This window comes from Methylocystis sp. L43 (genome assembly GCF_015709525.1).
GTDB lineage: Bacteria > Pseudomonadota > Alphaproteobacteria > Rhizobiales > Beijerinckiaceae > Methylocystis.
The window spans coordinates 176,895-203,413 of sequence record NZ_JADNRA010000036.1 but is presented as its reverse complement, the minus strand read 5'-3'; the positions used below and the strand labels follow the sequence as shown (position 1 = coordinate 203,413).

The window sequence follows — 26,519 nt, the reverse complement described above, 5'->3', positions numbered from 1 at the left end:
CAGCGTCTCAGCGGGCCGGGATCACCAGCCGGCGATGCGTCGGCATGACGAATCGCCCGCGCCAAAGGCGTAGTGATCGCCGCAGGCGAAGGCCACCGGCGGTTCGCCGGTCTGCTCGAAGATGTCGTAGCCCTGCTTCAGATTGCGCCAGAACTCGGTCCAGTGCTGATAATTGCCGCCCGCGCCGACGAAAGCGAGCCAGCTTCCGCCGGTTTCCCGAGCGATCGCCTGCTCCGTTAGGCGGAACGGAAAAATATGCACCTGCACTTCGCGCTGGCCGGCGCGCATCGCCGCCTCGACGAAGGCGTAGATTTCCTCGATGCCGCGGTCGGTCATGGCGAAACAGCCGACCGACTTGCACGCGCCATGCACCATGACGAGGCCGCCGGTCCGGCCGTTCTGGCGATCGAAGGCGTTCGGATAGCCGACGTTGAACGCGCGGTGATAATTCGAATGCGGATGCAGCTGCTTCGCTGAGACGCTGTAGAAGCCTTCCGGCGACTGGTAATCGGCTTCCTTGAGCTTTGGCCCGAGCCTGCCGGACCATTTGCAGATCGGATAGGTTTTATAGAGCGAGAAGCGGCTGTTGCTCTTTCGCAGCCAAAGCTCGAGCTGCCCTTCCTGCTTGAAGATCCGCACGAAGACCTGATCGCCCATGCCGAAGCGGATCGGGGCCTCCTGCTGAAACGCGTCCTCGGGCGCAGCCCGCAGGGTCGGCTCGACGGCGCGCGCCACCTGGGTCGGCGGCGCCGACTCCTGCGCCGTGGGCGTCGCCTCTACCGCGGCTCTCGCTGAAGGCTCCTGCAGCCGGGCCGGCGGCAGCGGCGCATTGGCGAGCGTCGGCGCGGCCGCCGGGACCTCGGCGGGCGCCGCCGGGGTCGCCTCGGCGGTTTGCGTTTGCCCGGCAGGGGCCGCCGCCGTCTCGGCGAATTTGTCGGCAAGCTCGGCGAGATTGGCCGGTCGCGACGGGGGCAGCGGCGTGGGCTTTTCCACAATCTCCGGCCGCGCGGGCGGCGGCGCGGGCGGGAAGGACACCGACCCTTCGACGCCGTCGCCGCCTTGCGGCACCGCCGCGACCTCGGCGGATGGCTCTTGCGCCGGCGCCGCGGCGACTGGCGGCGGAGCAGGGGGAAACGCGCCGGGCTTTATCCGCAGGGCCATGCGGCGCAGGCCGGTCGGCAGCGCGCCGCTCCAGGCGCTGCGCGCGGCCTCGCTGCGGACGGGAGAGGGGCTCCCAGCGTCGGGCATATAGCGGAGGGCCGCGACTCCGCCGACGAGCGCGGCGAGGGCGAGCGCCGCCAGCGCCAAATGGGTCCGTCGCGGCGTCATGCGCCTATGCAAGCCTCTCACGGAGATTCTGAACTTCGAGCCTGGGCTGAGCAAGAACACCCGGAAAAAGGCGCTTTAGTGGCCTGCGAAGGCGACGAGCGTGCGCACCGGCACGCCGAGCGCCTGAAGCCTTGTCACGCCGGCGAGATCGGGCAGGTCGATGACGAAACAGGCGGCGACGACGTCCGCGCCGCCCTGGCGCAGGAGCTTCACGGCGCCTTCCGCCGTGCCGCCGGTGGCGATCAGATCGTCGACGAGAATCACGCGCTCGCCGGGGGAGACCGCGTCTTCATGCATCTCCATTTCGTCGACGCCATATTCGAGCTCATAGGAGACCGAGACGACGCGATGCGGCAGCTTGCCCTTCTTGCGGATCGGGATGAAGCCGGCGGAAAGCTGATGCGCCACCGCGCCCCCCAGGATGAAGCCGCGCGCCTCCATGCCCGCGACCTTGTCGATCTTGCCGCCGCACCACGGCTGCACGAGTTCGTCGACCGCCTTGCGGAACGCCTTGGCGTCGCCGAGCAGGGTGGTGATGTCGCGAAACAGGATTCCCTTCTTGGGATAATCGGGAATGGTGCGAATGGCGGCGGCAAGCGGCATGAAACGGCCTTGCGATCGGCGGCGAGTGTGGCCGCGTGGATGGATATGGCGAAACCGCCACAGCTGAGAGGAATACACGGATGGCGGGGCGGGGCGCAAATTGGGGGCTGGGGCAATCGGGAGAGCCATGATCTTGATCAACTCGCGGGGAAATACCTCCCCCTTGCGGGGAGGTCGGCGGGCGCAGGCAAGTTTACGCAGGCTGCGTAAACCTGGCTGCGGGCCGACGGGTGGGGGTCATTCGTCTCTTGTGAGGAGTTTACCCCACCCGACCCCGCTTCGCGGCGCCACCCTCCCCGTAAAGGGGAGGGATTCGCAAACGCCTGAAGTGAGCGGCCTGTCTGCGACGAGCAGGCCTCGATCCACAGCCAACCTTTTCTTCGGATCAGCGAACAAATATCGACATCTCAGCATTATGCGACATGAGGGAACTAAGTATGTGACTCTCGCGCTCTAATTCCGATGTGATGGAAAAAATTGCCAAGGAGTGTTCCCTAAGATTCCCCAACTTATTAAATGGACTAAATAAATCCTTGGCGACAATTGCATCCGACTTTTACGTATGTTCTACAAAGCCTGTGCGCTTCCGAAAAACGCTCGATTTTCGATATGGTATCAGGCCCAAAAAAGATCCTAAAGACAAATGCTCTGATTAGTCTCAACCTCTCTGCCAGCTGAATCAAACACCTTTGCTCGATTAACAGGCTCAACGTGAGAATAATCTATGTTGATGGAGGTTCCCGCGACGCACTGAGCATTCTCTGCTCCGCGCACAGCGCCCGGAGCAGAATAAAAGATCAAAAGAATCGTAATTTGTTTTAGCAAAAATTTATAGAAGTCCAGCATCTACGCTCTCCAGGCGTTTCCTTGGCAAACGCTCGCCTTCTGCAGAAAGCAACATAATACTCCTGTTGGCGCGCTCCGTTAACGAACTGCGGCGGCGCTGATATCGCTGATCAGTCGCGACTGCCCCTTCCCATCACCGCGTCGAGCTTCTTTGAGCAGTTCCGGATCGCGCGCGTCGAGCGCCTCGCTCATTGCGCCGTTCGCCGCCTCCTGGGAAACCCTTTCGGCTTCGGCGGCGCGCAGCAGCTTCACCTGCGCGTTAACGCTTTCGCCGCCCGTCGAAATCGCGCGCGTAACAGATCAGGGCCGGGTCGCTAAGAACCATGCAAAAGCTTGCGGGTGATTTTGCGCCGACCGTGCACGACGCGAACAATGCTCACTATGTCGTCGCCGGCAGCGTGGCGATAGATCACGAGATAGGGGACGACCACCCCGACTCGATGTGCGCCCCGAGCTTCGGCCGCGCTTCGTAACTGTCAGGATGCTCGGCAAGCCTGTCGTAAAGACTTTCAATGCGAAAGCTGTATTTTTCGGCGGCGCGATAGCCTGCCTCACGTGTGATGTCTGCGAGAATTTCCGCCGTATCCGCGTCGGCAAGTTCGGTAACGATAACGCGAGTCGTCACCCTTTGAGCGCGGCAAGACGGGCCGCGTTACGTGCCCTATGCTCCTCAAGCGAAATAAACTCGCCGCGTTCAAGCGCGGCTAGACCTTCCTCAACGAGGGGCTTTGCCCAAACCAGATCGTCTTTTTCAAGTTCGCGCTCGACAATGCGCTCGTCGATGAGCTGACGGGCGGCCTCCTCGATCGAGGGAAAATCGCCGGTCGCGACATGCGCTTGAAGCCAAGCTTCTTGGTCGGGGGTGAGGGTGATCGCCATAAGCTTCTATATCATAAAAGCCTATCCCCCCTTCACCCTTCCCATCACCGCGTCGAGCTTCTTCAACAGTTCCGGATCGCGCGCCTCGGGGGCGGTGACGATGGCGTTGTCGAGCGCGCGGTCGGACCCGATCAGGCAGGGCTCGTGTTCGCGCGGGAAATCCGTCAGAACCCGCGCCAGCAAGCGCGCGACGGTCGCCGAATTTTTTTGAACGACCGCGATCACCGAGGCGATATCGACATTGTCGTGCTCGGGATGCCAGCAGTCGAAATCGGTCACCATGGCGACGGTGGCGTAGGAGATCTCGGCCTCGCGCGCGAGCTTGGCTTCCGGCATCGCCGTCATGCCGATCACGTCATAGCCCGCGGCCTTATAGGTGAGCGATTCGGCGTAGGACGAAAACTGCGGGCCTTCCATGCAGACATAGGTTCCGCCGGCGACGTGATCGATGCCCTCGTCTTTCGCCGCGGCGCCGATGCGGGCGGACAGCAGCGGCGCGATCGGATGCGCCATCGACACATGGGCGACGCAGCCGTCGCCAAAGAAGGAGGATTGCCGCGCGAAGGTGCGATCGACGAATTGATCGATCAGCACGAAGAGACCGGGAAAAAGCTCCGATCTGAACGAGCCGCAGGCCGAGACCGAAATCAGATCGGTGACGCCGGCGCGCTTCAACGCGTCGATGTTCGCGCGATAGTTGATGGTCGAGGGCGAGAGCCGATGGCCGCGCCCGTGCCGCGGCAAAAAGACCGCCTGGGTCGCGCCGAGTTCGCCAAAGACGAGTTCGTCGGAAGGCTCGCCCCAGGGCGTCGCGACCCGCTCGCGGCGGATGTTGGCGAGCCCCGGCAGATCATAAACGCCTGACCCGCCGATTATTCCGACGACCGCTTTGGTCATGAATATGTCTCCCTCGATAGCTGTTGCTTGGCCGGGTTTTAGGCCGGCGCCAAAAATCGCGGCAATGTGACAGGGTTGCGCCCCCAAAATGCCTGTGTTAGGGGACGCTCGCCTTGGAGCTGGGGCGCAGCGGCCCTCGTTCCTTTTCCTACAGCATCCGTCGTTTGAGGCTAACCGCTTAATCGTCGCGACCGTGCAACTTGCACTGCGAGCGGCGTCTCCAAACGGCGTAGATTGACGAGCGAACCAAGTGGCTCAAGACGGGGATTCCTTATCAGGCGTTGCAGGTCGCTACGCCTCCGCACTCTATGATTTGGCGACGGAAAATCACGCCGCCGATGACGTCGCCGCGGCGCTCGATCGATTCAAGACTCTGCTGGACGGCAGCGACGATCTCAAGCGCATGGTCAAAAGCCCGGTGTTCTCCGCCAAGGAGCAGCTCGACGCTCTCGAGCCCGTTCTCAACAAGGGCCAGATCTCGGGCATCGCCGCCAATTTCATCCGTCTCGTCGCCGCCAAGCGACGTCTCTTCGTCATCTCCGACATGATCGCCGCCTATCGCCGCCTGCACGACAAGTCCAAGGGCCTGGTGCGCGCCGATGTGACGATCGCGGCGGCGCTGAAGCCGGATCATGAAGCCGCGCTGCGCCAGACGCTCGCCGGCGTCACCGGCGGCAAGACCATCGATCTCCAGGTGACGACGGATCCGTCGATCATCGGCGGTCTGATCGTCAAAATAGGTTCACGCATGGTCGACGCCTCCGTGCGCACCAAGCTCAACTCAATCCGCACACGCATGAAAGAGGTCGGCTGATGGATATCCGCGCCGCAGAAATTTCCGCGATCCTCAAGAAGGAAATCGCCAACTTTGGCGCCGAGGCCGAGGTCACCGAGGTCGGCCAGGTTCTGTCCGTCGGCGACGGCATTGCGCGCGTCTACGGACTCGACAATGTGCAGGCCGGCGAGACCGTCGAATTCCAGGACGGCACCAAGGGCATGGCGCTCAATCTCGAAACCGACAATGTCGGCATCGTGATTTTCGGCGACGACCGCCACATCAAGGAAGGCCAGACGGTCAAGCGCACCGGCGCCATCGTCGAGGTTCCCGTCGGCAAGGAGCTGCTGGGCCGCGTCGTCGACGCGCTCGGCAATCCGATCGACGGCAAGGGCCCGATCAAGACAGCTCAGCGTTCGCGCGTTGACGTCAAGGCGCCCGGCATCATTCCGCGCAAATCCGTGCATGAGCCGATGGCGACGGGCCTGAAGGCCGTCGACGCGCTGATCCCGATCGGCCGCGGCCAGCGCGAACTGATCATCGGCGATCGCCAGACCGGCAAGACCGCCATCGCGCTCGACACGATCCTCAATCAGAAATCGCTGAACGACGGCGACGACGAGAAGTCGAAGCTCTACTGCGTCTATGTCGCCATCGGCCAGAAGCGCTCGACCGTGGCGCAATTCGTCAAGGTGCTCGAAGAGCGCGGCGCGCTCGAATATTCGATCATCGTCGCCGCGACGGCCTCCGATCCGGCGCCGATGCAGTTCCTCGCGCCCTTCTCCGGCTGCGCGATGGGCGAATATTTTCGCGACAACGGCATGCACGCCGTCATCATCTATGACGATCTGTCCAAGCAGGCCGTCGCCTACCGCCAGATGTCGCTGCTGCTGCGCCGTCCGCCGGGCCGCGAAGCCTATCCGGGCGACGTCTTCTATCTGCATTCGCGCCTGCTCGAGCGCGCCGCGAAGCTTTCCGACGATCGCGGCGCCGGATCGCTCACCGCGCTGCCGGTCATCGAAACGCAGGCGAACGACGTGTCGGCCTATATTCCGACGAACGTCATCTCGATCACCGACGGCCAGATCTTCCTGGAGACCGATCTCTTCTACCAGGGCATTCGTCCCGCGGTGAACGTCGGCCTTTCGGTGTCGCGCGTCGGCTCGTCGGCGCAGACCAAGGCGACGAAGAAGGTCGCCGGCAAGATCAAGGGCGAACTCGCGCAATATCGCGAAATGGCCGCTTTCGCCCAGTTCGGCTCGGATCTCGACGCGGTGACGCAGCGCCTCTTGAATCGCGGCGCGCGCCTCACCGAACTCTTGAAGCAGCCGCAGTTCTCGCCCTTGAAGATGGAAGAGCAGACCTGCGTGATCTACGCCGGCGTCAACGGCTATCTCGATCCGCTGCCGGTCAATCGCGTGCGCGCGTTCGAAGACGGCTTGCTCGCGCTGCTGCGTTCGCAGCACAGCGACATTCTCGAGAGCATCCGCACGACGAAGGATCTCACCGACGAGACCGCGGCGAAACTCAAGAACGTCGTCGAGAGCTTCGCGAAGAGCTTCGCTTAACGCGCGCCCGGCCAAATGGACGTTGGTGAAACGAGACAGGCAAAAACGATATGCCCTCGCTAAAGGATCTTCGAAACCGCATCTCCTCCGTCAAGGCGACGCAGAAGATCACCAAGGCCATGCAGATGGTCGCCGCCGCGAAATTGCGCCGCGCCCAGTCGGCGGCGGAGGCGGCGCGTCCCTATGCCGAGCGCATGGAGTCGGTGCTCGCCAACCTCGCGTCCAGCGTGACGGCGGGCGGACCTCCGCTCTTGGCCGGCAATGGCAAGGACGAGACGCATCTCCTCGTCGTCGCCACCGCCGAGCGCGGCCTGTGCGGCGCCTTCAATTCCTCGATCGTGCGTCTCGCCCGCGAGCACATCGCGCGGCTTCAGGATCAGGGCAAGACCGTCAAGATCCTCTGCGTCGGCAAGAAGGGTTTCGAGCAGCTCCGCCGCCAGTATGAGCGCCACATCATCGAGGTCATCGAGCTGCGCGGCGTCAAGCAGATGGGCTTCGACACCGCCGATGAAATCGGCAAGAAGATCATCCGCATGTTCGAAGAGGGCGACTTCGACGTCGCGACGCTGTTCTTCTCGCGCTTCAAATCGGTGATCGCTCAAATTCCGACCGCGCAGCAGCTCATCCCGGCGCAAATTCCCTCGAACGAAAATGCGCCGCCGGTCGAAGGTCCGCAGGCGTCTTATGAATATGAGCCGGGACAGGACGAAATTCTCTCGACGCTGCTGCCGCGCAACATCTCCGTGCAGGTGTTCCGCGCGCTGCTCGAAAACGCCGCCTCCGAACAAGGCGCCCGCATGAGCGCGATGGACAATGCGACGCGCAACGCCGGCGACATGATCAAGAAGCAGACGACGATCTACAACAGGTCGCGTCAGGCGATGATCACCAAGGAGCTCATCGAAATCATCTCGGGCGCCGAGGCGCTCTGAGGCATTTTAGGACGAGGACCAAACATGGCCGCCAATAAGCCCAGCGGGCGCATCACCCAAGTCATCGGCGCCGTCGTCGACGTGCAGTTCGACGGGAATTTGCCTGAGATTCTGAACGCGCTCGAGACGACGAACCAAGGCAATCGCCTCGTTCTCGAAGTCGCGCAGCATTTGGGCGAAAACTCCGTTCGCACCATCGCCATGGATTCGTCCGAAGGCCTCGTGCGCGGTCAGGAAGTCACCGACACCGGCGCGCCGATTTCGGTTCCGGTCGGCGACGAGACGCTCGGGCGCATTATCAACGTCATCGGCGAGCCGGTCGACGAGGCGGGTCCGATGCTGACGAAATCGCGCCGCGCCATTCACCAGCCGGCGCCTTCTTACGCCGAGCAGGCGACGGAAGCGCAGATTCTCGAGACCGGCATCAAGGTCGTCGATCTGCTCGCGCCTTACGCCAAGGGCGGCAAGATCGGCCTGTTCGGCGGCGCGGGCGTCGGCAAGACCGTGCTGATCATGGAGCTGATCAACAACATCGCCAAGGCGCATGGCGGCTATTCCGTCTTCGCCGGCGTCGGCGAGCGCACCCGCGAAGGCAACGACCTCTATCACGAGATGATCGAGGGCGGCGTCAACAAGAAGGGCGGCGGCGAAGGCTCCAAATGCGCGCTGGTCTACGGCCAGATGAACGAGCCGCCGGGCGCGCGCATGCGCGTCGCGCTGTCGGGCCTCACCGTCGCCGAAGATTTCCGCGACCGCGGCATGGACGTGCTGTTCTTCGTCGACAACATCTTCCGCTTTACGCAGGCGGGTTCGGAAGTCTCGGCGCTTCTCGGCCGCATCCCTTCGGCGGTGGGCTATCAGCCGACGCTCGCGACCGACATGGGCGCGTTGCAGGAACGCATCACCACGACGACCAAGGGCTCGATCACTTCGGTGCAGGCGATTTACGTCCCGGCCGACGATCTGACCGACCCGGCGCCCGCCACCTCCTTCGCGCATCTCGACGCCACGACCGTGCTGTCGCGCTCGATCGCCGAGAAGGGCATTTATCCGGCGGTCGATCCGCTCGACTCGACCTCGCGCATGCTGTCGCCGGCGATCGTCGGCGAAGAGCATTACGACGTCGCGCGTAAGGTGCAGTCGACGCTGCAGCGCTACAAGTCGCTGCAGGACATCATCGCCATTCTCGGCATGGACGAACTTTCCGAAGAGGACAAGCTCGTCGTCGCCCGCGCCCGTAAGATCGAGCGCTTCCTGTCGCAGCCCTTCCATGTCGCCGAAGTGTTCACCGGCTCGCCCGGCAAGCTCGTCGCGCTCGCCGACACGATCAAGGGCTTCAAGGGCCTTGTCGAAGGCGAATACGACCATCTGCCGGAGGCGGCCTTCTATATGGTCGGCTCGATCGAGGAAGCGGTCGAAAAGGCCGGGAAGCTCGCCAAGGAAGCGGCGTAATTTTACAGAGCGTCATGGCCGGACGTGCTCCGGCCAGGTCGCTGATCAGTTTTCGTGGATGGCCGGGTCAAGCCCGGCCATGACGGGCTGGATGCAAAGCGCCGTCGGAGAACATCATGGCTGCATTCCACTTCGAACTCGTCTCTCCCGAGAAGCATCTCTTCTCCGGCGAAGTCGAGTCGGTCGTCGCCCCTGGCGCCGACGGTCAGTTCACCGTGCTCAAAGACCATGCGCCGGTGATGACCACGCTGAAGGCCGGCGTGGTGACGGTCGCCGGCGGCGACGGCAAGGTCGAGAAGCTTTTCGTGCGCGGGGGATTCGCCGACGTCAACGCGTCCGGCTTCACCATTCTCGCCGAACAGGCGATTCCGCTTTCCGAGATCGATCTCGCCAAGGTCGACGCCGACATTCGCAACGCGCGCGAAGACATCGCCGACGCCAAGTCTGACGACGCGCGTCTCGCCGCGTCCGACAAGCTCGCGCAATTGCAGGAACTGCGCGCGGCGATCGGCGGCTGATCAGAGCGCTCAGGGAAAGCCACACATCCTCTCTACAGCGTTTGCCGAGCCTCTTCGCGTCATGCCCGCGCTTGTCGCGGGCATCCACGTGACGCCGTCCGGCGAGTCTCTCAACGTTTACGCACACTCTCGGCGTGGATGGCCGGGACAAGCCCGGCCATGACGGCTGAGTGATTGCGCAACGGCGTTAGAGACTGCTTCCACGCGAGCGTCTCTTCGTCGCCGTCCGCTTCCTCTCCGCGTCATGCCAGCTTGTCGCGGGCGCCCGCGCGGCGCTCTCACGCGGAACTGCTCAAACGCGGCGTGAACTATGTCTCGTTCACGTCTTCCGACGCCGGCTCTTCGAGCTCCGCTTCAATCATGTCGCCGTGCCGCTCTGCTGGCGCGAGTTCGGATCGTGACTGCGCAATCTCCCGGATCGCCTCTCCAATCTCCGGATTGCGCTTGGTCAGCGTCTGCAGATCATAGGCGTCGAGAATGAGGAGTTTCGTTGGCGCCGTGGCCCGCACGTCGGCGGTGCGCGACGTTTTTTGCAGCACGGCGATCTCGCCGAAGAACTGACCTTCGCCGAGCTTGACGTTTTCATGCGCCAGTTCGACTTCGACCTCGCCTTCGGCGATGAAATACATCGAATGTGCGGGATCGCCCTTGCGCACGATCAATGCGCCACGGGGAAGGGACTGCGCCCGAAGATAGCGCATGATCTCGGCGATCCCCGCCGCATCGAGGCCGCGAAACAGCGGCACGCTGGCGACCATCGTCCAGGTGACGACGAATTCGCGGCGGTGAATTTCTTCGGCGAAGGCGGTGGCGAGAATGCCGACCGGCAGGCCCAGCAGCAGAAAACCCGTCACCATGGCGAAGGAGGCGATGAGCTTGCCCGCCAGCGTGAGCGGGATGACTTCGCCATAGCCGACGGTCGTCACCGTTTCGATCGCCCACCACATGGCGTCTGGAATCGTGCCAAATTTTTCGGGCTGCGCCTCATGTTCGGCGATATGCATCGCGGTCGAATAGAAGAGAACCGCGCCGAACAGAATGATCAGCCAGGCGAGCAGCGCCTTGCGCTCGGCCTCAATCACCGCCAGCAAGGTGCGGATGCCGGGAGAATAGCGCGCGAATTTGAAGAAGCGCAGCAGGCGCAGCATCAAAAAGACGCGCAGATCCGCCGAGAAGTAGAAGGAGAGATAGAAGGGCAGGAAGGCGGCGAGGTCGATCAGCGCCCAGCCTGATCCGACGAAGGCGAGCCGCGCCGCCGTCGGCGAGCGATGCGCGTAGAGCGCATGTTCGGGCGCGCACCAGACGCGCAAGACATATTCGAGCGTGAAGGCTGCGACGGCGACATATTCGATAAAGTCGAAGACATCCGCATAGCTGTCGCTGTATTCCGGCACCGATTCGAAAATCACCGAAACGACCGACAGCAGGACGAGCCCAATCAGCCCGCGATGCACGACGCGCGCCACCCGGTCGTGGCTGCCGCCGTCCAGGACGACGTGGACGCGTCGCCGCAACAAAGCCAGACCGCGCCGCCGGTCCGGCTCGTTCATGGCGTGGCCGCTTTTCCGCGCAACGCGTCCTCGACGGAAGCGAGCGCCTGATCGATGGCGGCGGCGTTGGGGCCGCCCGCCTGCGCAAGGTCGGGGCGGCCGCCGCCGCCCTTGCCGCCGAGCATAACGCTCGCGACGCGCACGAAATCCACGGCGCTGTATTTCTCGGTGAGATCGTCGGTGACGCCGACGACGATGCCGGCCTTGCCGTCGGGCGAGGCGCTGGCGATCGCGACGACGCCTGAGCCGATCGCCTTCTTGGCGTCATCGACCATCGACTTCAAATCCTTGGCCTCGATGCCTTCAACTGCGCGCGACAGCAGCTTGACGCCGCCAATGTCGCGCGGCTTGTCGGCGGCGCCGTCGACAGCGCCGCCGCCCATCGCGAGCTTGCGTTTTGCGTCGGCCAGTTCGCGTTCGAGCCGCTTGCGCTCGTCGAGAAGAGCCGCAAGCCGCGCCGGCGCGTCTTCGACCGGTGCGCGCATCAGCGCCGCCATGTCGCGCAGCGCGCGCGACTGCGAGACAAGCTGGCTGCGCGCGCCCTCGGCGGTCCGCGCCTCGATGCGGCGCACGCCGGATGCGACCGCGCCTTCCCCGACGATGGCGACGAGGCCGATGTCGCCGGTGCGGGCGACATGCGTGCCGCCGCACAGCTCGACGGAGAAGGGATGCGCGGCGCCGGGACTCACCGGGCCCATCGAGACGACGCGCACTTCGTCGCCGTATTTCTCGCCAAAAAGCGCGCGCGCGCCGGAGCGGATGGCGTCGTCCTGGGCCATCACCCGCGTCTCGACGGGCGCATTGTCCTGAACGATCTCGTTGACGAGCGTCTCGACGCGCGCCAGCTCCTCATCGGTGAGCGGCTTGGGATGGGTGAAGTCGAAGCGCAGCCGATCGGGCGCAACGAGCGACCCCCTTTGCGCCACATGCTCGCCGAGCACCTGCCGCAGCGCCTCATGCAGAATATGCGTGGCCGAATGGTTGGCGCGCGACTGGGTGCGGCGCTCGTGATCGACGTCGAGTTCGAGCGCCAGGCCGGGCGTGATCTCGCCCTCTTCGACGACGCCCTCGTGAACGATGAGGTCGCCGAGCTTCTTGACGGTGTTTTCGACGCGAAAGCGCATGCCGCGGGCGCGCATCACGCCGACGTCGCCGACCTGTCCGCCCGATTCGCCATAGAAGGGGGTCTGATTAAGGATCAGCGCCCCGCGCGCGCCCTCCTTCAGCGAAAAGGCCTCGCCGCCGTCATGAATGATGGCGGTGACGACGCCCTCGCTTCTCTCGGTTTCATAGCCGAGGAATTCGGTCGCGCCGAGACGTTCCTTGAGCGCGAACCAGAGCGCTTCGGTCGCGGTTTCGCCGGAGCCGGCCCAGGCCTTGCGCGCGTCCGCCCGCTGGCGCTCCATCGCGGCGTTGAAGATTTCCTTGTCGACGCCGATCCCGCGCGGGCGCAGCGCGTCCTCGGTGAGATCGAGCGGAAAGCCGTAGGTGTCGTAGAGTTTGAACGCCGTTTCGCCGGAGAGCTTGTCGCCCTGGCCGAGCGCCGCCGTCTCCTCGTCGAGGATCGCGAGGCCGCGCGCGAGCGTGGCGCGAAAGCGCGTTTCTTCGGAAAGCAGCGTATCGGCGATCAGCGACTGGGCGCGAACGAGCTCCGGATAGGCCTGGCCCATCTCGGCGACGAGCGTCGGCGCCAGTTTCCACATCAGCGGCTCTTTCGCGCCGAGAAGCTGCGCGTGGCGCATGGCGCGGCGCATGATTCGGCGCAGCACATAGCCGCGGCCTTCGTTCGACGGCGTGACGCCGTCGGCGACGAGGAAGGAGGAGGCGCGCAGATGGTCGGCGATGACGCGATGACTCGCGCCCTGCGGGCCGTCGACCGGCGCGCCGGTGAAATCGGCGACGGCGCCGGTCAGCGCGCGGAAGAGATCGATCTCGTAGTTGGAGGTCACGCCCTGCATCAGCGCGGCGATGCGCTCCAATCCCATGCCGGTGTCGATCGAGGGGCGCGGCAGCGGCGCGCGTTGCCCTGGCGCCACCTGCTCATATTGCATGAAGACGAGGTTCCAGAACTCCAGGAATCTGTCGCCGTCCTCGTCCGGGCTGCCGGGCGGACCGCCTTTGAGCGCCTCGCCCTGGTCGTAGAAGATCTCCGAGCAGGGGCCGCAGGGCCCAGTGTCGCCCATGCTCCAGAAATTGTCGGAACTGGCGATGCGGATGATGCGGCCGTCGTCAAAGCCGGCGATCTTTTTCCACAGATCATAGGCCTCGTCGTCGTCGTGATAGACGGTGACGAGCAGCCGATCGACGTTGAGCCCGAATTCGCGCGTGATCAGGTTCCAGGCGAGTTCGATCGCGCCTTCCTTGAAATAGTCTCCGAAGGAGAAATTGCCGAGCATTTCAAAGAAGGTGTGGTGGCGCGCGGTGTAGCCGACATTGTCGAGGTCGTTATGCTTGCCGCCGGCGCGCACGCATTTTTGCGCCGAAGCGGCGCGCGCATAGGCGCGTTTTTCGACGCCGGTGAAGACATTCTTGAATTGCACCATGCCGGCGTTGGTGAACATCAACGTCGGATCATTGTGCGGCACGAGCGACGATGAGGCGACTTTCTCGTGCCCCTTGTGCGCGAAATAGTCGAGGAAGGCGGTTCGGATCTGGTTGACGCCACTCATGCGGTCACGGCTCGCGAATGCGCTCCCGTCGCCGAAGCGGCTTCTGCGCCGATGCGGGAGACGCGTTTAAACAATAACCTGGAGCGGCTTTTCGTTTCAACGAAACAGGCGACGGCCCGAGGTTGCGGCGAAGGCTGCGGCAGGCGGCGCCGTCGCGCGCTTCGTCCTGCGCGATATGACAGTTTCGGGGGGAAACGGCAATGGCGAGGGGGCCGTTAGGCCCCTTCGCCAGTTCCAAATCACCAGCGCGCGCAGCGCCTCAAGCCTTGGCGACGAAATGCGACGCGTGGGGCGGCTAGGCCTCTCCGGCCTCGTTGTCATCCGGCGCGTCGAGAATGCGCTCGGCGATCAGCCCGGCGTTCTCGCGGATCGCCTGTTCGATGCGCTGCGCGGCCTCGGGGTTTTGCTTCAAAAACGTCTTGGCGTTCTCGCGACCCTGGCCGAGCCTCTGGCTGTCGTAGGAGAACCAGGCGCCCGATTTCTCGACGACGCCGGCCTTGACGCCAAGATCGATTAATTCGCCGAATTTGGAGACGCCTTCGCCATACATGATGTCGAATTCGACCTGTTTGAACGGCGGCGCCACCTTGTTCTTGACCACTTTGACGCGGGTCTGGTTGCCGGTCGTCTCGTCGCGGTCCTTGATCGCGCCGATGCGGCGGATGTCGAGCCGCACCGAGGCGTAGAATTTCAGCGCATTGCCGCCGGTCGTCGTCTCGGGCGAACCGTACATCACGCCGATCTTCATGCGGATCTGATTGATGAAGATGACGAGCGTGTTGGAGCGGGCGATCGAGGCGGTGAGCTTGCGCAGCGCCTGGCTCATCAGCCGCGCCTGCAGGCCGGGCTGCACGTCGCCCATCTCGCCCTCGATTTCGGCGCGGGGCGTCAACGCCGCCACCGAATCGACGACGAGCACGTCGACGGCGCCGGAGCGCACCAGCGTGTCGGTGATCTCTAACGCCTGCTCGCCGGTGTCGGGCTGCGAAATCAGGAGATCTTCGAGATTGACGCCGAGCTTGCGGGCGTAGATGGGGTCGAGCGCATGTTCCGCGTCGACGAAGGCGCAGACGCCGCCCAATTTCTGCGCCTCGGCGATGACATGCAGAGTAAGGGTGGTCTTGCCCGAGGATTCCGGCCCGTAAATCTCAACGACGCGGCCGCGCGGCAGGCCGCCGACGCCCAGCGCGATGTCGAGCCCCAGCGAGCCGGTGGAGATCGTCTCGATCTCGACGGCCTTCTGGTTCTTGCCGAGCCGCATGATCGAGCCTTTGCCGAAGGCGCGCTCGATCTGCGACAGAGCGGCGTCGAGCGCCTTGGTCTTGTCCACGGACGTCCCTTCCACGAGGCGGAGATTGGCTTGGCTCACGGCTGAAATTCCTTCTGACACGGTTGGCTAGGCGCGGCAATGCGGCTGCGAGGGGCGGGGCCAAACGCGCCAAGGCGAGAAGGGGACGGCGCGCTTGACCCTGACCTCAGTGTGCACGATTTGTTCTTTTTGCCAAGTTCTTTTTTTGTCCCAATTATGCACTTGACATAACGAGGACAAAAATGACAAGCAAAAAAGGACAGGCCGGCAAATCACCCGTTTTTAATGAGCGAAGGCATAAGCGAGTTCGAGACGAGTCGAGCGTCATCGTCGTTCATCTCGGGGACGATAGGCCACTCGATCACTCGATCGAGGGCAGGCCAGATTCTGCGCATTTGCAGGCTTACAAAGCCTTGAAAGCTAATTTCGAAACCTTCGAACGAAGACGAAACGAGATAAAGGTAGAATTTTCCACAGATGATCGTGGTTGCCTGTGTGTTGAACATTGGGCTTTCACTGAAAGGTATAGATGATCCTTTTTTCGTAACTTGAATTCCTTGGTGGTTATAGTATGTAGGTAATAAGTCGTTCCCCATGTAGTAGCCGATCCATATCTTGAATTTAGGCGGCGGTTCTTGTTTCTGATAGAACATGTTTCTATCAGAACCAGAAATTGCCATGTGTTCAGTATCATCAAATTCCGCGATAATCGCTTTTAGCGTTGACCATCTTGCCAGTATTGTCTGTTCATCTTCAGTTATAATGCATGGTGTGCCTAGAATCATCCTGGACAATATAGGTTTTACAGATGATTCAGTGCGAGACATCCACCCGGAGTTGCAGCCGCTGCACACGACGTTCATGCGCTTGCTCACTGGATCGCCGGCGCGCTTTTTTGACGAAGGCCAAATGAAAACTTTGCGGTTCTGAATGTCCCGCCGGCCTTTTATTTTTGAGCCCATATGGCTTTTCCGCTTGCCTGAGAGAAGCGGATGCATCCACTCGGGCCATATATGCTCGCCTGACCGCTTGTTTTCTGGCGTATAGATGACGTCGCAGAAGATACAACGTTGTTTGTGATCTGGGGTTTTGGGCATGGCGAAGGGCGAGGCCTGTAATATGAGAGACGATGAAATTGACGCAAGGCGTGATGACGCGATCCGCCGCGCGCTGAACACGCCGCCAAAGCCGAGCAGGGAAATTGTCGGTAAGGCGGAGCGCGCTCAGCCGCAAGCCGAGACTAAAGCGCGTCGAAGAGTTCGAGCCAAGCCAAAAGACGCCTAAGCTTCCACAGTGGTGATACACGCCACGCATTCCGCGTTTGAAAATGCCGAAATATCCTTCAACTTGTTCGTCGTCGTTTCGCCGCGCGCATATTCGCCGTTGCCTTGATTGACCGCCTCATGCGCTGCGAACGCTTTGCCGGGCTGCTTGTAGAACTGCGCTTCGTCCGTGTTGAGAGTTGAGTCGAGCACGATATGCGCGCCCAAAATCTTCTTAATCGTCGGGATGGTGAGATCGTCGACCTTGATAGAGACGCAGCGACCGCCGCGCTCAACCATCGTCAGCACCTTTCGCTTCGTCGCCGTGCCGCGCTTGCCCACCCATCCCTTGCCGTTGACGAAAGTTGAGTCCGGCTTGCCAATATAGGTTTCGTCGACCTCATCCGTCTTTCCCTTGCCTCCAAGGGGCTCCGGGTCGCGGTCCGCCATCGCCTCGCGAATGCGATGCGCCATGAACCATGCCGTCCGATAGGAGCCGAGGCCAAGATTGCGCATCAACTGGTGAGCGCTAATGCCTTTCTTGCTGGACGCCATCAGGTGAAAGCCGAGCGCCCATTTATGGAGCGGGACGTGAGAGGACTCCATGACGGTTCCGACCGTCACGGTGAAGTGCTCGCGGCAAGCGCGGCAGACGAATAAGCCGGGGCGATGCGACTTTCCTTCAAGGCGCGTCGCCTGATCGACAACGCCGCAGTGCGGGCAGACGGGCTTGCCGTCGGGCCAGCGGATTTTCTCGAAATGCGCGCGGGCGGCGTCTTCGTTCGTGAAAAGCGGGTCGGTCAGATTCGTCATTGCCTTAGCTCCAATGACGAGAACTCTACCTGAACATTTGCGTTATGTAAAGTGCATAAGACCCTTTATTGTTCGTGGAGGACATCAGCTTACTGGATTATTAGTTTGGCTTACGAATGATGAGCTGCGTGGCGCATGGAGAAAGCTATTAGAAGTGCGATGAAACGGATGCCCGATAAACCCTCCCCCTCACTCCCCCCGCTTCCCACCTTTCGCGAGCGGGCGCCGTGGCTCGGCGGCGATCTGCAGACGCTGCGCAACATCATCGTCGGCGGGCCGCCGGAGCTCCCCGGCGGCGAGCGGCTGCTGCTCGCCATGCCCGATGGCGACCGTCTCGCGGCGCGGCTCGATCGGCCGGTGACGGAAACGAACGCGCCGCTCATCGTTCTGACGCATGGGCTCGCCGGCTCCGAATCCAGCCGGCATGGAATGGCCACGGCGCGCTATCTCGTGAGCCAAGGCTGGCCGGTGCTGCGCCTCAATCTGCGCGGCGCCGCGCCCTCGCGCGCCACCTCCGGCGGGCGCTACCACGCCGGCAAGACCGAGGATCTCGTCGCGGCGCTGCGCGGCCTGCCGGCGGAACGCGTCAGTCGCGGCATCGTGCTCATCGGCAATTCGCTCGGCGGCAATCTCGTGCTGAAATTCATCGGCGAGGGCGGCCACGAGTTGCCGCTTCTCGCCGCCGTCGCCGTATCGACGCCGATCGACCTCGCCGCGTCCTGCGCCCGCCTGATGGCGCCGCGCAATTTCATCTATCATTGCTACATGCTCGATGAGATGAAACGCGAAGCGCTGGCGCCGAGCGCCGCGCTCACCACTGCCGAGCGCGCCGCGATCGCCGGCGCCCGCACGCTGTACGAATTCGACGATCGTTTCGTCGCGCCGCATTTCGGCTACCGGGGCGCGCCGGACTATTATGAATCCAACGCCGCGAAGAATTTCCTCGCCGGCGCCACGCTGCCGACGCTGATCCTGCACGCGCTCGATGACCCCTGGGTGCCGGCGGAGAGTTACGCGGCGATCGACTGGTCGAATCTGCCGATGATCGAGGCGGCGTTGACGCAGGGCGGGGGACACATGGGCTTCCATGGCGTCGGCAGCCTGACGCCCTGGCATGATCGCGCAACGGCGCATTGGCTGGGGCAAAAAGGTCTCGGCCCGCAACGCATGTTCGAGACGAAGTGAGACCGCCGCAATGAATGCAGGCCAGACGATGGTGTTCGGCGACAACGCTGGCGACTATCGCGCCTTTCGCCCGCATTATCCCGACGCGCTTTTCGCGTGGCTCGCGAGCGTTGCGACGCAGGATCGTCTCGCCTGGGATTGCGGCGCGGGGAGCGGGCAGGCGGCGCTCGGACTGTCGCGCCATTTCACGCGCGTGCTCGCGACGGACCCCGATCCCCGGCAGCTGGCGCTCGCGCCAAAGGAGCCCAATGTCGACTATCGTCTGGCGCGCGCGGAAGACGATCTCGGCCTGCGCGGCGAGGTCGATCTCATCGCCTGCGCCTGTTCGATCCACTGGTTCGACCTGCCGAATTTTTATGTAAACGCGCGGCGCGCCTTGCGCCCCGAGGGGATCATCGCGGCATGGACCTATGACTGGCCGCGAACGCAGATCGAGCCGCTCGATTCGATCCTGCGCAGGCTGAAGGACGATATTCTCGGCCCCTTCTGGGCGGAGAATTCGGCGCTCTATTTCAATCGCTACGAGACCCTGCCGTTTCCGTTCAAGGAAATCGACTGCCCGCGGTTTCAGACGCCCATCGCGCGCTCGAAAAGCGAGTTCGTGAGCTTTCTGAAGACCTGGTCGGCGGTCGAAAAATACAGACTGCATTATGGCCGCGATCCGCTGGCGCTCGTTGATCGCGAGTTGGAGGAGGCCTGGCGCGCGCATCCGCCGGATCTGCCGTTATCCGTCCCGCTTTACATGCGCTGCGGCGTTAACATACCGTAAACTTAAGAATTGGCGCGCGCTATCCTACGTGTCGCCCGCAGCTTTCCCTAATTTTGCCCGTTTGTTGGCGACGATGAAGAGTCGTCGCGTTGAGCCAATGCCGTATCGCCCGAGGGGATCGTTCAGCAAAGGACAGCAATATGCTTGAGGCTGGCAAAATTTATAAAGTCACGACGCTTGTGAATTGCGAAGGCGCCTGGGACGAAGAGATCGATCTGTGGACCGTCACAGCGGTCGAAGGCACCCGCGCCAAGCTCAGCAATGAGAGTCGCGAAAACAGGATCGTCGACACGGCGTCCTGGAACTTCGTCAAAGCCGAAGCGGTCGAATAGGTTTCGATTCGTCAGCTGTCGGGGGACGGCGTCGTCCCCGCGACGAAGCATCGCCATCGCGCTTTGGCGGGCGCCGGAGCGGCGCTATTTGCATTTCATCAGCCGGACGTCCTTCGTTAAGCCGGATTCGCTGCATAAGCCGAAATGCCTGTCGGCGTCGTCGTTGTTCGGACAGCCGCCGCCGGATTGTTTGTCGTAAGCGGCGAAATAATAACTGTCGAAGTTCTGCTGGCGCGTTTTCCACGTGCTGAAATAATCAATTTCGGACTCGATGTTCATGTCCTTCATGCCGGCGTTGTTTCCACAGCTCGGCCAGCCTTCTTCGGTGACGATGACCGGCTTCGTGGTTTTGCTCGCTAAGTCCGTAACAGTGGCCTGAATATCGTTTGCGACGCTCCTGCCGTTGACCTTCTCGGGCGAGCCGCCCCAGAACGGATAGATATTGGCGCCGATGACGGGGACATTCTGCAGCACTTTTTGAGGATCGCTGGCGGCGAGGCGAATCCAATCCGGCGCGCGTTGCGCCGTCGTCACCACAACCTTGTTATTGGTCTTACTCCTGAGCGTGTTCATGTCGGCCACGATTCGCTGCTGCATCGCTGGCTGCGGATTGCCTTGCCAATCGAACATGTCTTCATTGCCGACGACGATCGCGACGACCGTTCCGGGGTAACGGAAATTAGCGTCGACGGCGGCGCTGATCTGCGACTGCGTCCAGTCGGGATGATCGGGAAATTCGAAAACGCCCAGCATCAGGCGCATGTTTCTCGCCGTCGCCAGCTCAGCGATGTTTACGCATTGCTGCCCGTTGATCGTGCAATAAGTCGAGTAGAATGTCTTGACCCGCGAAAAGCCCAGCGTCCTGATCTGGGTGAGATCGTCGCCGACAACCTTCTTCATCGTCGCGACGTCATTTGCCTTCTGCGCCGCCACGTAAGCGCCGCTGTGCGCAGGATCGTAGTTGACGCCGTTCTCGGCGGCGTAGGCGTGGGACGACGCGAAGAGTGACGCCGCAAGGGCGGCTCCAAACCAAGCCTTCATAAACTCCTCCAAAGACTATCTGAAACTGCTATCGAGCTTAACTTAGTCTGAGCTTTTAAAAACAGGGTCGCCGTGACAAATCCACTTTTCCACCACTTTTTGGAGAGTGGTTCGATCTAACAAAGAGCGCAGCGCTTCGTCTTTGCCTGCTTGAGTGAAGCGGCCATCAAAGGGCTCATGCGCGCGAATTGCTCGAGGGGATTTCAATGTCGCAATTCACCGTCAACGCCGCCCGCATCGATCCCTACAAAAACTTCAAGTTCCGATTGAAGTGGGACGGACGCTATGTCGCGGGCGTCTCGCTCGTCGGGCCGTTGCGACGCACGACTGAAGTTATTGAATATCGGGAAGGCGGCAGCCCGTCGTTGGCGCGCAAGCTGCCGGGCGCGACGACCTTCGCGCCGATCGTCATCGAACGCGGCGTCTCGCATGATCTTGAATTCGAGCGCTGGGTGAACAAGGTCTGGAGTCTTGACGGCGCGGCGGGCGTTGAATCTTCGCTCAAGGATTTCCGCAAGGACGTCGTCCTCGAACTTCTCAACGAAGCTGGCCAGGTGGCGATCGCCTATGTCATCCGCCGCTGTTGGCCGTCTTGCTTCGAGGCGCTGCCGACGCTCGACGCCAATGGCTCGGCCGTCGCCATTCAGCGGCTCGTGCTCGAAAACGAGGGCTGGGAACGAGACCTTTCCGTCACCGAGCCGGCGGAGCCATCCTACGATTGACCTTCGCCGGATGCGGCGCTGTGGCTCGGCGGCGCCAGCCGCGCTATGAAGGAGCGAGTCGGCGTCGACGCCGCGCGCATCGGGAGGCGGGAATGTATAAAAAAATATTGGTGGCGGTGGAGATCGGCGAGGAGGAGGTCACGCAGATCGCGCTCGACGCGGCGGTGGCGCTTGCAAAAGTGGAGCATGAGGCTCAGCTTCGGCTCATCAATGTCCAGCCGCTCGTTCCGGTGGCCTTCATCGACTACATCCCGCCCAATTTTGACGAGGAGATGCGCGAGGCGACCGAAAAGGACCTCGCAGTGCTGCGTGGCAAGATCGCCTATCCGGCGGATCGCGTCTCCTCGATCGTGCGCTTCGGCGCCGTCTACCCGGAAGTGCTCGCCGAAGCCGAGGAATGGGGCGCCGATCTTGTCGTGGTCGGTTCGCATCGCCCGACGATGGCGACCTATCTGCTCGGCTCCAACGCCAAGACCATCGTGCGTCACGCCAAATGCTCGGTGCTTGTCGTGCGCAAATAGGGCGCGGTGACAGGCGCCGCTCGCGCGGCTAGACTTCAATTATGCTTCGATTCGCGGCTGTAGCGATTACGATTTGCCTTTTGCTCGCCGCGAGCGTCGCCGCGGCGAAAGCGCCTGTCGACGCTCAATTGCTGAAGCGCGGGCGGGCGATCGCGCAAGCAAATTGCGGCCGCTGCCATGCGGTCGGCCCGCGCGGCCAGAGCGCCAATCCCAGGTCGCCGGCGTTTCGCGATCTCGCGCGAAAATATCCGCTGCACAATCTCGAAGAGGCGCTCGCCGAGGGCATCGTCGTCGGCCATGAAGGCGTCGAGATGCCGCAGTTCCGGCTCAGCGCCGCGCAGATCGAAGCGCTGCTCGCCTATCTCAACTCCGTCCAGAGATAGACCTGCGCGACAGCTTGCGCGGGAATGAATCGCGATGGTTGAACTCCCAATCGAGACGCTCTACGCGGGGCGCCCGCGCGAGATCGCCCCGGGCCGCAAAAGCGCGATCCGCAAGGCGCCGCTGGCGCCGCCCTGGCGCATCGAGGCGGAAGGGCTCGTCGGCGATCGGCAGGCGGATCGGCGTTATCATGGCGGGGTCGAGAAAGCGCTGCACCACTATCCCCGCGAGCATTACGATGCTTGGCGCGCCGATTTTCCGGAGCTTGCGAGCGAATTCGTTGCGCCGGCCTTTGGCGAGAACATCTCGACGTTCGGGCTCACCGAAGCTGAGGTCTGCGTCGGCGACGTCTTCGCGCTCGGCGGCGCGCGCCTGCAGGTGAGCCAGGGACGCCAGCCCTGCCTGACCCTCAATTTTCGCTTCGGCCGGCGCGACATGGCGCGGCGCACGCAGGAGACGATGCGCTGCGGCTGGTATTACCGCATTCTCGAAACCGGCGCGGCGCAGCCGGGCGACTCGCTGCGGCTTTTGGAGCGGCCGCGTGCCGATTGGCCGCTCTCCCGCCTTTTCGTCTTGCTCTACGTGCGGCTGCGCGCGTTCGATGAACTCACTGAGATGGCCGCGCTGCCGGAGCTCGCGGAAAGCTGGCGGGCGCTCGCGCGCAGGCGACTCGAAAGCCGCAAGGTGGAAGACTGGGGACGGCGGCTCGGCGCGTAGCTTGGCGGACAAGCGTAAGGAGCTTTGCGACAAAGTCGTTTGCGCCGGGCGTCGCCATGCGCGACGTTGACGCTGCGGCCTTCAACCATGCGGGCGCTGCACATACCTTGCAGGCAGGCGATGAAAGACTTGGACAGGAAGCAACACCCGGCGGTGCGTCGATTGCTGGATCTGATGGATCCGATCGGCTACCTGCTCACCGAAGTCTTTCACCTTCTGGGACTGTTCGCGATCGGCGGCGCGACGGTCTGGGCGGCGGCGAAAGCGTTTCTCGAAATGGCGACGAAGGGGCACGCTTCGATCGAAGATTTGTTGCTGCTCTTCATCTATCTCGAAATCGGCTCGATGGTCGGCATCTATTTCCGCACCAACCACATGCCGGTGCGCTTTCTCCTCTATGTCGGCATCACGGCGCTCACCCGTCACATGATCGGCTATGTGCAGACGGAGTCGCTCCCGGACGTTGGCATACTGATCCTCGCGGGCGCGACGCTCATTCTCTCGCTCGCCGTCCTCACGATTCGCTACGCCTCGGCGCGATTTCCCTCCAAGGCGTCGGACGGAATGGACGGCTGAACGCGCCCCTGAGGCGCCCCTCCGCCGTAGCGGCGGAAGCGCGGGAGACGGGGGGTCAGTTCTTCATCTTGGACAGCGCATCGGCGCAGTCCGGCGAGACTTCGGCTTTATGCGCCTGAAAACAGGCGAGGATGCGCCCGCCGCCAGGCATGATGCCGCTGCACAGCCTCGAATAGTCCGATTTGCATCTTACCTTCACGTCGTCGGGAATATCGCTTGCCGCCATGGCCTGCACGGGCGCGACGCTGGCGAAGAGGGCGATCAGCAACAGGCATACGGAATGGCGCATGTAGTTTTTCCTGGGTTGGGGTTGGGACGAAGGCGATCGGCCGAGAGTGGGATTGTGGCCCGCTTGCCGCGATCAGGGCAAGAGGGCGGCGAGGGAGGGTGGCGAGCCGAGCGGGGGCTGACCCGCAGCGCTTCAAATCGCCGCGCTCCGCCCTCTGCGGCCACGGCTTTGCGAGACAGGCCGCTCTAGTCTAAGAGAAAGCGGTAAAATAGCCGAGGAAAGAATGTCCGCGATACCGAACTTTGCATCGATTCCCTTTGCGCCCGTCGCGCCCGAGCAGGAGGCAAAGCCCCGCCGCTGGCTGACGCCCGAAGGGATCGAGGTGAAGAACGCCTATGGCCCGCAGGATATCGAGGGTCTCGCCTTCGTCGACGGCTATCCCGGCGTCGCCCCTTACGTACGCGGACCCTATCCGACGATGTATGTCGCCCAGCCTTGGACAATCCGCCAATATGCGGGCTTCTCTACGGCCGAGGACTCGAACGCCTTCTACCGGCGCAACCTCGCCGCCGGACAGAAAGGCCTCTCCGTCGCCTTCGATCTCGCGACCCATCGCGGCTATGATTCCGACCATCCGCGGGTGATGGGCGACGTCGGCATGGCGGGCGTCGCGATCGACTCGATCTATGACATGCGCACGCTGTTCGACGGCATTCCGCTCGATCAGATGTCCGTGTCGATGACCATGAACGGCGCGGTGCTGCCGGTTCTCGCGCTCTTCATCGTTGCGGCGGAAGAGCAGGGCGTGCCGGCCGAAAAGCTGACCGGCACGATCCAGAACGACATCCTCAAAGAATTCATGGTGCGCAACACCTACATCTACCCGCCCGATCCTTCGATGCGCATCGTGTCGGATATTTTCGCCTATACCTCCAAGCATATGCCGAAGTTCAACTCGATCTCGATCTCCGGCTATCACATGCAGGAGGCCGGCGCCTCGGCCGATCTCGAACTGGGCTACACGCTGGCCGACGGCGTCGAATATGTGCGCGCCGGCGTCGCGGCGGGCCTCGACATCGACGCCTTCGCGCCGCGTCTTTCCTTCTTCTTCGCCATCGGCATGAATTTCTTCATGGAGGTGGCGAAGCTGCGCGCCGCGCGCCTGCTCTGGGCGCGGCTGATGAAGGATCTCGGCGCCAAGTCCGAGAAGAGCATGACGCTGCGCACGCACTGCCAGACCTCCGGCTGGTCGCTGACGGCGCAGGATGTTTACGTCAACGCCATCCGCACCTGCGTCGAGGCGATGGCGGCGACGCAAGGGCATACGCAGTCGCTGCACACCAATGCGCTCGACGAAGCGCTCGCGCTGCCGACTGACTTCTCCGCCCGCATCGCCCGCAACACGCAGATCGTGCTGCAAGAGGAGAGCGGCACGACGCGGATCATCGATCCCTGGGGCGGCTCTTATTATGTCGAGCGCCTGACCGCGGAGCTTGCCAAGGGGGCCTGGAAACATATCGAGGAAATCGAGACGCTGGGCGGCATGGCGAAGGCGATCGCCGCGGGCGTGCCCAAGCAGCGCATCGAAGAGGCGGCCGCGAAGACGCAAGCGCGCATCGACAGCGGAACGCAGGTCGTCGTGGGCGTGAACAAATATCAGCCCGTGAACGACGCCAAGCCCAATGTGCTGAAGGTCGACAACGCCGCCGTGCGCGCCGCGCAGCTCGATAAGCTTAAGCGGCTGCGCGAAGAGCGCGACGAAGCGAAGACGCAAGCAGCGCTCGACGCGCTGACCGACGGAGCCACATCGGGCGCTAATCTTCTCGATCTCGCGGTTAAGGCGGCGCGGGCGAAGGCCAGTGTCGGCGAGATCTCTTTCGCGCTCGAAAAAGTATTCTCCCGGCATCAGCCCAAGGCCAATGTGATTTCGGGAGTTTATGCGAAGGAAGCCGGCAAGGAGAGCGTTCATCTTGGCCGCGTCATCGGCATGACGCGCGACTTTGAGGATAACACCGGGCGCAAACCGCGCATTCTCGTCGCCAAGATGGGCCAGGACGGCCATGATCGCGGCCAGAAGGTCATCGCCTCGGCCTTCGCCGACATGGGCTTCGACGTCGTCATCGGCGATCTCTTCGCGACGCCCGATGAAGTCGCCAGGAAAGCGGCGGAAGCCGACGTGCATATCGTCGGCGTCTCGACGATGACCGCCGGCCATCTGACTCTGACGCCGGAACTGCGCGACGCGCTAAAGCGTGCCGGGCGCGGCGACATCATGATGGTCGTCGGCGGCGTTATCCCGCCCGACGATTTCCAGGCGCTGTATGATTCTGGCGCCGCGGCGATCTTCCCGCCCGGCACCAATATTCCGCTCGCGGCGGAGAAATTGCTGTATGAGCTGAATATCCGTCTGGGCTTTGCGCAGCGCGAAGTGGCGAAAGCGGTTTAGCCGAGCATGCATCTCCAGGGGGTGATTGAAGGCCGGTAGGCGCCCCCACCCGGCGCGGCTTGTGCCGCGCAAGGGGGAGGTGATCGAACACGAAGGCCGTCGTCTCTCCTTGATGAGTTAATGCAATTTCGTGTTCGTCCGTTACGCGCGACGCTGATGCAGCGCCAATCCCTCCCCCTTGTGGGGAGGGTGGTTCGC

The 26,519-nt window shown here is 62.8% G+C and carries 27 protein-coding genes; 14 read left to right on the top strand and 13 right to left on the bottom strand.

Features of this window, described 5'->3' with window-relative positions; translation table 11 throughout:
* Positions 1–21 precede the first annotated feature (21 nt).
* The 6 genes from IYX23_RS18970 to IYX23_RS18940 form a co-directional block, all read right to left on the bottom strand.
* Entirely contained in the window at positions 22–1,329 is a 1,308-nt protein-coding gene (locus IYX23_RS18970; RefSeq protein ID WP_196394510.1) for a murein L,D-transpeptidase family protein, read from the bottom strand.
* 75 nt (positions 1,330–1,404) lie between these two features.
* A complete protein-coding gene (locus IYX23_RS18965; RefSeq protein ID WP_196394509.1) occupies positions 1,405–1,932 on the bottom strand; it encodes an adenine phosphoribosyltransferase in 528 nt (175 codons plus the stop codon).
* A 924-nt stretch (positions 1,933–2,856) separates the two neighbouring features.
* The gene (locus IYX23_RS18960; RefSeq protein ID WP_196394508.1) at positions 2,857–3,030 is read right to left on the bottom strand and encodes a hypothetical protein; all 174 of its coding nucleotides are present in this window, start codon (positions 3,028–3,030) and stop codon (positions 2,857–2,859) included.
* Between the two features lie 157 nt (positions 3,031–3,187).
* Positions 3,188–3,403 carry a type II toxin-antitoxin system RelE/ParE family toxin gene (locus IYX23_RS18950; RefSeq protein ID WP_196394506.1) on the bottom strand — a complete coding sequence of 72 codons (216 nt, stop codon included), beginning with the start codon at positions 3,401–3,403 and terminating at the stop codon, positions 3,188–3,190.
* Complete coding sequence (locus tag IYX23_RS18945; RefSeq protein WP_196394505.1) at positions 3,400–3,657, bottom strand: hypothetical protein; 258 nt, start codon at positions 3,655–3,657, stop codon at positions 3,400–3,402. The genes IYX23_RS18950 and IYX23_RS18945 overlap by 4 nt, the downstream gene beginning before the upstream one ends.
* A 21-nt stretch (positions 3,658–3,678) precedes the next feature.
* A complete protein-coding gene (locus IYX23_RS18940) occupies positions 3,679–4,554 on the bottom strand; it encodes an S-methyl-5'-thioadenosine phosphorylase (protein ID WP_196394504.1) in 876 nt (291 codons plus the stop codon).
* A gap of 250 nt (positions 4,555–4,804) precedes the next feature.
* Between IYX23_RS18940 and IYX23_RS18935 the strand changes: the two genes are divergently transcribed.
* The 5 genes from IYX23_RS18935 (at position 4,805) to IYX23_RS18915 (ending at position 9,799) form a co-directional block, all read left to right on the top strand.
* Positions 4,805–5,368 (top strand): F0F1 ATP synthase subunit delta, encoded by a 564-nt coding sequence (locus tag IYX23_RS18935; protein ID WP_196394503.1) that lies wholly within the window; start codon positions 4,805–4,807, stop codon positions 5,366–5,368.
* On the top strand, positions 5,368–6,897 hold the full coding sequence (atpA, locus tag IYX23_RS18930; protein WP_018409135.1) for a F0F1 ATP synthase subunit alpha: 1,530 nt from the start codon (positions 5,368–5,370) through the stop codon (positions 6,895–6,897). Before IYX23_RS18935 ends, atpA begins: the two co-directional genes overlap by 1 nt.
* Positions 6,898–6,947: 50 nt before the next feature.
* Positions 6,948–7,829, top strand: coding sequence for a F0F1 ATP synthase subunit gamma (locus tag IYX23_RS18925; RefSeq protein WP_196394502.1), 882 nt, complete (start codon positions 6,948–6,950; stop codon positions 7,827–7,829).
* A 24-nt stretch (positions 7,830–7,853) separates the two neighbouring features.
* Entirely contained in the window at positions 7,854–9,281 is a 1,428-nt protein-coding gene (gene atpD / locus IYX23_RS18920; protein WP_196394501.1) for a F0F1 ATP synthase subunit beta, read from the top strand.
* Between the two features lie 116 nt (positions 9,282–9,397).
* Complete coding sequence (locus tag IYX23_RS18915) at positions 9,398–9,799, top strand: F0F1 ATP synthase subunit epsilon (protein ID WP_196394500.1); 402 nt, start codon at positions 9,398–9,400, stop codon at positions 9,797–9,799.
* A gap of 308 nt (positions 9,800–10,107) precedes the next feature.
* Here IYX23_RS18915 and IYX23_RS18910 read toward each other — a convergent pair whose 3' ends face one another.
* From IYX23_RS18910 to IYX23_RS18890, 5 genes are all read right to left on the bottom strand, one after another.
* Positions 10,108–11,349: a cyclic nucleotide-gated ion channel gene (locus IYX23_RS18910; RefSeq protein ID WP_196394499.1), complete on the bottom strand. Its 1,242-nt coding sequence runs from the start codon at positions 11,347–11,349 to the stop codon at positions 10,108–10,110.
* Entirely contained in the window at positions 11,346–14,018 is a 2,673-nt protein-coding gene (gene alaS / locus IYX23_RS18905; protein WP_196394498.1) for an alanine--tRNA ligase, read from the bottom strand. Before alaS ends, IYX23_RS18910 begins: the two co-directional genes overlap by 4 nt.
* A gap of 295 nt (positions 14,019–14,313) precedes the next feature.
* A complete protein-coding gene (gene recA, locus IYX23_RS18900) occupies positions 14,314–15,387 on the bottom strand; it encodes a recombinase RecA (RefSeq protein WP_196394497.1) in 1,074 nt (357 codons plus the stop codon).
* Positions 15,388–15,599: 212 nt separating this feature from the next.
* Positions 15,600–16,424 (bottom strand): hypothetical protein, encoded by an 825-nt coding sequence (locus IYX23_RS18895; protein WP_196394496.1) that lies wholly within the window; start codon positions 16,422–16,424, stop codon positions 15,600–15,602.
* A gap of 183 nt (positions 16,425–16,607) precedes the next feature.
* Entirely contained in the window at positions 16,608–17,402 is a 795-nt protein-coding gene (locus tag IYX23_RS18890; RefSeq protein WP_196394495.1) for an IS1595 family transposase, read from the bottom strand.
* Positions 17,403–17,570: 168 nt separating this feature from the next.
* On the opposite strand from IYX23_RS18890, the gene IYX23_RS18885 reads away from it, so the two are divergent.
* The 3 genes from IYX23_RS18885 to IYX23_RS18875 all read left to right on the top strand — a co-directional run bounded on the left by IYX23_RS18885 (position 17,571) and on the right by IYX23_RS18875 (position 19,688).
* Positions 17,571–18,587, top strand: a complete 1,017-nt coding sequence (locus IYX23_RS18885; protein WP_196394494.1) for an alpha/beta fold hydrolase — start codon at positions 17,571–17,573, stop codon at positions 18,585–18,587.
* A 10-nt stretch (positions 18,588–18,597) separates the two neighbouring features.
* A complete protein-coding gene (locus IYX23_RS18880; RefSeq protein WP_196394493.1) occupies positions 18,598–19,356 on the top strand; it encodes a class I SAM-dependent methyltransferase in 759 nt (252 codons plus the stop codon).
* Positions 19,357–19,496: 140 nt separating this feature from the next.
* Positions 19,497–19,688 (top strand): hypothetical protein, encoded by a 192-nt coding sequence (locus IYX23_RS18875; protein WP_196394492.1) that lies wholly within the window; start codon positions 19,497–19,499, stop codon positions 19,686–19,688.
* Positions 19,689–19,772: 84 nt separating this feature from the next.
* Here IYX23_RS18875 and IYX23_RS18870 read toward each other — a convergent pair whose 3' ends face one another.
* Positions 19,773–20,729 carry a glycoside hydrolase gene (locus IYX23_RS18870; RefSeq protein WP_196394491.1) on the bottom strand — a complete coding sequence of 319 codons (957 nt, stop codon included), beginning with the start codon at positions 20,727–20,729 and terminating at the stop codon, positions 19,773–19,775.
* A gap of 206 nt (positions 20,730–20,935) precedes the next feature.
* Here IYX23_RS18870 and IYX23_RS18865 point away from each other — a divergent pair, with 206 nt between their 5' ends.
* The 5 genes from IYX23_RS18865 (at position 20,936) to IYX23_RS18845 (ending at position 23,646) form a co-directional block, all read left to right on the top strand.
* Positions 20,936–21,451 (top strand): phage tail protein, encoded by a 516-nt coding sequence (locus tag IYX23_RS18865; RefSeq protein WP_196394490.1) that lies wholly within the window; start codon positions 20,936–20,938, stop codon positions 21,449–21,451.
* A gap of 92 nt (positions 21,452–21,543) precedes the next feature.
* On the top strand, positions 21,544–21,972 hold the full coding sequence (locus IYX23_RS18860; RefSeq protein ID WP_196394489.1) for a universal stress protein: 429 nt from the start codon (positions 21,544–21,546) through the stop codon (positions 21,970–21,972).
* 41 nt (positions 21,973–22,013) lie between these two features.
* The gene (locus IYX23_RS18855) at positions 22,014–22,355 is read left to right on the top strand and encodes a cytochrome c (RefSeq protein ID WP_196394488.1); all 342 of its coding nucleotides are present in this window, start codon (positions 22,014–22,016) and stop codon (positions 22,353–22,355) included.
* 34 nt (positions 22,356–22,389) lie between these two features.
* The gene (locus IYX23_RS18850; RefSeq protein WP_196394487.1) at positions 22,390–23,070 is read left to right on the top strand and encodes an MOSC domain-containing protein; all 681 of its coding nucleotides are present in this window, start codon (positions 22,390–22,392) and stop codon (positions 23,068–23,070) included.
* A 120-nt stretch (positions 23,071–23,190) separates the two neighbouring features.
* On the top strand, positions 23,191–23,646 hold the full coding sequence (locus IYX23_RS18845) for a phosphate-starvation-inducible PsiE family protein (protein ID WP_196394486.1): 456 nt from the start codon (positions 23,191–23,193) through the stop codon (positions 23,644–23,646).
* Between the two features lie 55 nt (positions 23,647–23,701).
* Here the strand turns inward: IYX23_RS18845 and IYX23_RS18840 are convergent, their stop codons facing one another.
* Complete coding sequence (locus IYX23_RS18840) at positions 23,702–23,935, bottom strand: cysteine rich repeat-containing protein (RefSeq protein ID WP_154453230.1); 234 nt, start codon at positions 23,933–23,935, stop codon at positions 23,702–23,704.
* Between the two features lie 223 nt (positions 23,936–24,158).
* Between IYX23_RS18840 and scpA the strand changes: the two genes are divergently transcribed.
* Positions 24,159–26,321 carry a methylmalonyl-CoA mutase gene (gene scpA / locus IYX23_RS18835; protein ID WP_196394485.1) on the top strand — a complete coding sequence of 721 codons (2,163 nt, stop codon included), beginning with the start codon at positions 24,159–24,161 and terminating at the stop codon, positions 26,319–26,321.
* Positions 26,322–26,519: the final 198 nt, after the last annotated feature.